Genomic DNA, 6,315 nt, shown 5'->3' with positions numbered 1-6,315 from the left:
GAGAACGACCAACACCGCGAGACCGAGGACGACCCAGAGCGCCATGGTCCCTCCCTTCGGACAGAGTTCAGGCGTGGTCGACGGCCGTATCTTAGCCGAAGGCCGCGGGAGGCGAAAGGCGAACGCGAGCCGACGGGCGCCTAAGAGCCTGTCGGAGTCGTCCGGCAACTTGCTCCGAGCGCGCGTCGCGTCGGGCAGCGATCCGAGCGGCGGCTGTGCCGCCGCAACCGAGGGGGGGCATCGGGGGGGTCTTCCGAGACCCCCCCGAAGATCTAGGCGCGCCCGACGCCGGGCAGGTCACGCCGCCGGCCCGCGCCGAGCGGGTCGAGCCCGACCGGGCGCGATCGCATGCCGGACACCGTCCAGGCCGTCGAGCGGGCCAGGGGACGGGCACAGCCGTCGTGACGGCAGACGCACCGCGCGTCGGCAGGACGATCGAGCGCCCCACACCACAAGGAGCAGGTCACGTCGGTGGTCTGGCAAAAACACGTGGGGTTCACGCACGGTCTCTCTTGCGCCCCCATGCCTTGCCTCCTTCCTTCTCCTCACGTCCGGTCCGCAGCGGCGGCGGCCGGGTCACAGGCTCAGAGGGTGCTCGCGAACGCGGTCAGCCGGGCCCCGCGACGGACTACTCTGGCGTCGGCACGATCGGGGGAGCCGAGCCTCCGACACTCGGCTGGTACCGAAAACCCCGCAGGTGGGGGTGAGTTCGTGGCAGCCACACGGCGCCAGTTCATCGTGGCCCAATCCGCCGGTACTGTCAAGACGCGGCAGCTGGACCGTTCAGATGAGTGCCGATTCCAGGACGATGCCGCGGTCGAGGGCCCGCGCGGCTCCCTGGGCGGCCTGGGCAACCGCGTCCGGCACTTCCGGCGCCTCGCCGAGCTGACGCAAGAGGTCGATCAGCCGCCGCATGGCACGGATGAGATCCCCCTCGTGCCCCCCGAACGACTGGGCGACCACGCGGGGCCAATCGTCGTCGCCCGACGCCCACCGGTGGACGGCCGCCATGAACCCGGTCTGGACCGAGGCCGGCCGCAGGAGGCCGACGCGCCGCTGGACGGCCAGGATCGCCGCGGCCGCCTCTTCCATCTGCCGGACGCGCCGCTTGAGCTTCGGCCGTTGCTTGAGGAAGAGCTTGGACGGGCCTTCCTCGCCCGACCGCGCCTCCTCGGTGAGGCACGAGGCGAGCGCCGCCACCTCGGCCGGCGTCGCGTCGTCGAAGACTCCGCGGGCGGCCACCTCGGCCACCAGGAGCTCGTGGTCGTGCCGGAGCGCCGCGACGAGCCGACCCTTCGGCCGGAGCTCCCCCTTCTGAACGGCGTCGAAAGCGTCGAGCACCTCCGTGACGCGGAGGAACGACTCCCAGAGCGCGTTGCGGAGAGTGTCGAGGGTCGCCTGGCGCTGCTCGAGTCGGGTGCGGTGCTTCTCGATCGCCCGCCAGGCGGCATCGCAGTGGGCCGTCGCGCCCCAAGGACAGGCATGGCACTCGACCCGCTCGAGCGCATCCTCGGGCGCGACCCCGCGTTCCCGCTCCAGCAGACCCGCGAGGTCCAGCGCCTGGAGCCGCGCCATCAGCGGGCCGCCGTCCCGGGAGAGCGTCTCGCGGAAGTCTCGCCCCCAGCCGCGGTGGTGCGCGGCCAGGCCCCGAACGGCCGGAGGCAGGAGGAGTGGTGGCGTCGCCCAGAAGACACGCTTGATGTTCCCCGACTTGGCGCGGATGACCGACCCGTGCGGCAGGAGGGTGTCGACCAGGAGGCGGTTCCCGCGGAGGCGGTGCGTGCCGAGGACGACGCCGAGCCCCGAGCCGCCTCGCTGGCGAAGAAGGACGAGGCGCCCGGGCTCGAGGTCGTCGAGCGCGCGCGAACGTGGCGGCCGCCCTCGGGCACCGAGGGCTCGACGACGCGCCTCCGCTTCGGCCCGTAGCGCGCGGTAGCGGCCGATGCGGGCGAAGTCGCCGCAGGGCGCCGCGTAGCGCTCGGCCTCGGCCAGCGCCGTCTGCGCCTCGCCGACCTCGGCCTCCAGGCGCCGGATCTGGCGGAGATTCTGGAACTGGCCGAACGAGGACTCCACGATCCGGCGGATGGCCGCTTCGTCGCGCACCGTCTCGAGGAGCAGGGCCACCGATCCGTAGCCGAGACGGAACTGGCTCTCGATCGGCTCCGCCGGACCGTCCACGACCGCCAGGACGTCTTCCAGGCTATCCCGCGCATCGAGGGCGATGACACACTTGCCTTCCGGATCGATGCCGCGGCGCCCGGCCCGGCCCGCCATCTGGGTCAGCTCGTTGTGGGTGAGGACCCGGAAGCCCCGGTCCGTCCGCTTGGTGAGCCCCTGGAGCACGACGCTCCGGGCCGGCATGTGGATTCCCAGACTCATGGTCTCGGTCGCGAACACGACCCGCACGAGCCCGCGCTCGAAGAGCATCTCGGTCAGGCGCTTGAGACTCGGGAGGATGCCGGCGTGGTGGACCCCGACCCCCAGCGCCATGGCCTCGAAGATCGTCTGGTTCAGCTCGGAGGCCCCCAGCACGGGGTTGTCCTCGACCGCCTCCTGGATGGCCTGCTCGACCTCGCGCCGGGCGGCCTTGGCGAGCAGCGGCCGGCCCTCCCCCAGCACGTCCTCGAGGGCCCGCTCGCAGCCGACCCGACTGAAGATGAAGTAGATGGCCGGCAGCCACTGCCGCGCCTCCAGCTCCTCGATCACGGCGGTGACGGCGGCGACACGCCGCCCGTAGAAGCGCCCGCGACCGTCGCCGCCGCCGCGACCGCCGTCGATCCCGACCGCCCGGACCCGGCCGGCCCGCACGGCGTCGAGGGGGTGGATCTCGGCCGCCAGGTCGGCCACCAGGTACTGGAGCGGCACCGGCCGGTAGGGGTGGATGATGGGGACGATCGGGCGGTGGACGAGGCTGATCCACTCCGCGATCTGCTGGATGTTGGCCACCGTCGCCGACAGCGCCACCAGCGTGACGTCCTTCGGCGCGTTGACGATGATCTCCTCCCACACCGTTCCCCGTCCCTCGTCGCCCATGTAGTGACACTCGTCGAGCACCACGTGGCCGAGGCCCTCCAGCGAGCCGGTGTAGAACATGTTCCGGAGAATCTCGGTCGTCATCACCAGGATCGGCGCCCGCGGGTTCACCTTGACGTCGCCGGTGAGGATCCCGACCTCGGCCACGCCGAACTGGCGGCAGAAGTCGGCGTACTTCTGGTTGGAGAGGGCCTTGAGCGGGGTCGTGTAAGCAATGCGCTTCTTCCGCAGGAGCGCTTCGTGGATCGCGAACTCGGCGATGAGCGTCTTCCCGGCCCCGGTCGGCGCCGACACGATGACCGACGAGCCCTCGAGGATGGCCACGATCGCCCGGATCTGGAACTCGTCGAGCGGGAACGCGTAGCGACGCTCGAAGCTCCGGTAGAGGTCGAGGGCGTCGGGGGCGATGCGCGACTGATCGAGGGCGGCCTGGACGGGCGCGGGCGGCTGATAGGTCAACGGCGCGGTATCTGCCTCCTCGGTCCATTGTACATGGTCCCGCGCGCCCCCGCCTCAGGCTTGCGCGGAAGCCGGGTTGCGGCGATTCTAGTCGGCATGCGGGGCCCCCGCCGTCCCGAATCGGCTGTCTCCACGCGTTTCGCCGAGCGGATCGCGGCCTTCCGCTTCCGGGATCTCCCGCCGGGGGTCGTGGCCCAGGCGAAGCTGATCGTCCTCGACACGCTCGGCGCCATGCTGGCGGCATCGGCGCCCAAGTACCCGGCCGGCCGCCTGGTGATGGAGTTCGTCCACCGGCTCGGCGGCGCCCCCGAGTCGAGCCTCGTCGGCCAGGGATCCCGGAGCTCCTGCGTCAACGCCGCCCTGGGCAACGCGACGCTGGCCTACGCGTGCGACCTCGAGCCGCACCATCCCGGCGCGATCCTGCACGCTCCCGCCGTCATCGTGCCGACCAGCCTGGCGGTCGGCGAGATGGCGGGAGCCGATGGAGCCCGCTGCCTCGCCGCCGTGGTGCTGGGCATCGAGGTGGCCTGCCGGGTCTCGTATGCCCTCGACCCCGTCGCGCTCTACGACCGCGGCTTCCACCCGAGCGCGATCTGCGGCGCCTTCGGAGCGGCCGCGGCGGCCGGTCACCTCTTCCGGCTGACGCCCCAGCGTCAGGCGGTGGCTCTCGGCCTCGCCATGCAGCAGGCCTCCGGTCTCCTCGCCTGGGCCGCCGATCCTACCGAGCACTCGCGGCCGCTCAACCCGGGTCTGGCGGCGCGGAACGGCACGACCGCCGCCTATCTCGCCCGCCTCGGGTTCGGCGGGCCGCCGGCCCCCTTCGACGGGCGCTACGACGCGTTCACCGCGTTCTCGGGGCATGCAAACCCCGGCGCCCTGCTGGCGGACTGGGGTCGTCGCTTCCACCTGTCCGGGGTCGCCTACAAGCGCTACGCCTCCTGCGCGTTCACCCACCCCGGGCTCGACGCCCTGCTCGGCCTCGCGGCCGACGAGAGGCTCGGAGCCGCCGACATCCAGCGCATCGTGTTACGGTTCCCCAAGAGCGGCGCCCACATGATCGACGATCATCCCCTCCGATCCCACTGCGCGCAGTATGTCCTGCCGGTCGGCCTCGTCTTCGGTCGGGTGGGATTCGACGACATCGTGGTCGACCGCAGTCGACACCCGGAAGTGGCCCGACTTCGCGCCGGCCTGAGCCTGGTCCACGATCCGGATCTCGACGCCGGCTACCCGGCGCGGTACACCTCGGTGGTCGAGATCCTCACCGGAGACGGCCGGCGCCTCTCACGGCGCGTCGAGTCGGCCAAGGGCACCCCCGCCAACCCCTTCACGCCGGAGGAGATCCGCGCCAAGTTCCGGCGGCTCACCGCCGCCCTCGTCCCCCCCGCTCGGGCTGCCGCCCTCCTGGCCGAGGTGGACGGACTCGACCGGGCGCCCGGCCTGATGCGTCTGGCCGTGCTCCTGCGGGCGAGGGTCGGGGCGGGGAGCCGGCGATGAGCCGCCCCGGGCCGATGCCCTTCGCAGGCCGTCGTCCTCGGTCGTCGGCGGGCCTCAACCTATGCGGCATACGCCTCGGCCCGCCTTCCGTGCTGGCGGCACTGTGCCTGCTTACCGCGACGATAGCGCCGGCCACCGCGACTCACGCTCCCGACCATCGCTTCATCGTCATCGGCTACGTCAAGGACGGCAGCGGGCGCGCGCTCGCCAACGTCCCGGTGGTGGTCACCCGGCTCAAGACCGGCCTCGCCCACCGGGAGCGAACCGATACCGACGGCCTCTACATGATCGTGGTCCACCTCCACGACGAGGACGAAGGCGAGCGCCTCGCAATCAGCGGGAACGGGGTGAACGGCGAGGTGATCGCGCGGTTCGACGTGCAGAACAAGCGGATCGAGCGTGGCACTCGGATCGACATCCGGGGCGGCAGCCTGTGGGAGGACCGGCGGGCTTTCGCCGAGACGCTTCGCGCCTACCTCTCCCGCTGATGTCTCATCCGAGATGGGCGTCCCGGCTTGACAGTGGCGCGCCGGGCCCGCGGTATAATGGCCGAGCAACCGGGGAGGTGTGGCGATGAAGGCCTACGTCCTCATCGAGACGAGCGCGGGGAAGACGAAGGCGGTGAAGAAGTCGCTCACGAAGGTGAAGCCCGGGAAATGCCGCGTCGAGTCGCTCGACGCGGTCACGGGGCCCTTCGACTACATCGCGGTCGTCGAGGGGCCCACCCTCGACGACATCGGGCAGCTCGTGACCGATGGAATCGGCGCCATCGACGGGGTGACCCGCACGACGACGTGCCTCGCGGTCGCAATCGGGTGATCCTCGGGCGGACACTGGGCGGCCTCCTGGCCGCGGCCCTCGCGGCCATCGTCCTGGCCGGGCCCGCCGTGGCCCAGCTGACGAAGCCGAACTACCTCCCGTTCGCGGAGTTCACCGCGGGGGACAGCCCCGAGAGGACCGCCGTGAAGCGAGGCTACAACGATGCGGTGAACCGGTACAACCAGGCCCTCTACGAGTATCACGTCACGCTCGAGAACCACGACCGCCTGGTCGACGCCTACAACGGCTCGACCGATCCGGCCGAGCGAAAGAAGGTGCGCGACGAAGCCGAGGCCCTTCGGGCCCGGCTCGCGACGTTGCGCCGCGAGGTGACGAATCGGGCGGCCGCTGTCGATCAGGCCGCCCGTCGGGCGGCGGCGGCAGGCGTCTCCATCACGCGCTAGGGGGTCTCGGAAGACCCCCGGAGCCCACCAGCGGCTCGGGATGACACGGCGCGTGTACTCGGCCTCAATTTGCATGGTAACACGCACCTTTGTGTTATAGTGC

The 6,315-nt window shown here is 71.5% G+C and carries 5 protein-coding genes; 4 read left to right on the top strand and 1 reads right to left on the bottom strand.

All coding sequences use genetic code 11. The features are described from left to right. Nucleotides 1-783 precede the first annotated feature (783 nt). Nucleotides 784-3,492 carry a DEAD/DEAH box helicase gene (locus tag VGW35_07905; protein ID HEV8307579.1) on the bottom strand — a complete coding sequence of 903 codons (2,709 nt, stop codon included), beginning with the start codon at nt 3,490-3,492 and terminating at the stop codon, nt 784-786. Nucleotides 3,493-3,588: 96 nt separating this feature from the next. On the opposite strand from VGW35_07905, the gene VGW35_07900 reads away from it, so the two are divergent. From VGW35_07900 to VGW35_07885, 4 genes are all read left to right on the top strand, one after another. Beyond that, the gene (locus VGW35_07900) at nt 3,589-4,989 is read left to right on the top strand and encodes an MmgE/PrpD family protein (protein ID HEV8307578.1); all 1,401 of its coding nucleotides are present in this window, start codon (nt 3,589-3,591) and stop codon (nt 4,987-4,989) included. Nucleotides 4,990-5,078: 89 nt separating this feature from the next. After that, nucleotides 5,079-5,477 carry a carboxypeptidase-like regulatory domain-containing protein gene (locus tag VGW35_07895; GenBank protein ID HEV8307577.1) on the top strand — a complete coding sequence of 133 codons (399 nt, stop codon included), beginning with the start codon at nt 5,079-5,081 and terminating at the stop codon, nt 5,475-5,477. Nucleotides 5,478-5,562: 85 nt separating this feature from the next. After that, nucleotides 5,563-5,808, top strand: coding sequence for an Lrp/AsnC ligand binding domain-containing protein (locus VGW35_07890; GenBank protein ID HEV8307576.1), 246 nt, complete (start codon nt 5,563-5,565; stop codon nt 5,806-5,808). Then, nucleotides 5,784-6,212, top strand: a complete 429-nt coding sequence (locus VGW35_07885; protein HEV8307575.1) for a hypothetical protein — start codon at nt 5,784-5,786, stop codon at nt 6,210-6,212. Before VGW35_07890 ends, VGW35_07885 begins: the two co-directional genes overlap by 25 nt. Nucleotides 6,213-6,315 lie beyond the last annotated feature (103 nt).

It is taken from the genome of Candidatus Methylomirabilota bacterium, assembly GCA_036005065.1.
GTDB lineage: Bacteria > Methylomirabilota > Methylomirabilia > Rokubacteriales > DASRDR01 > DASYQW01.
Note: the sequence above shows the minus strand (reverse complement) of the source record. Positions and strands in the feature narration are given on the sequence as shown.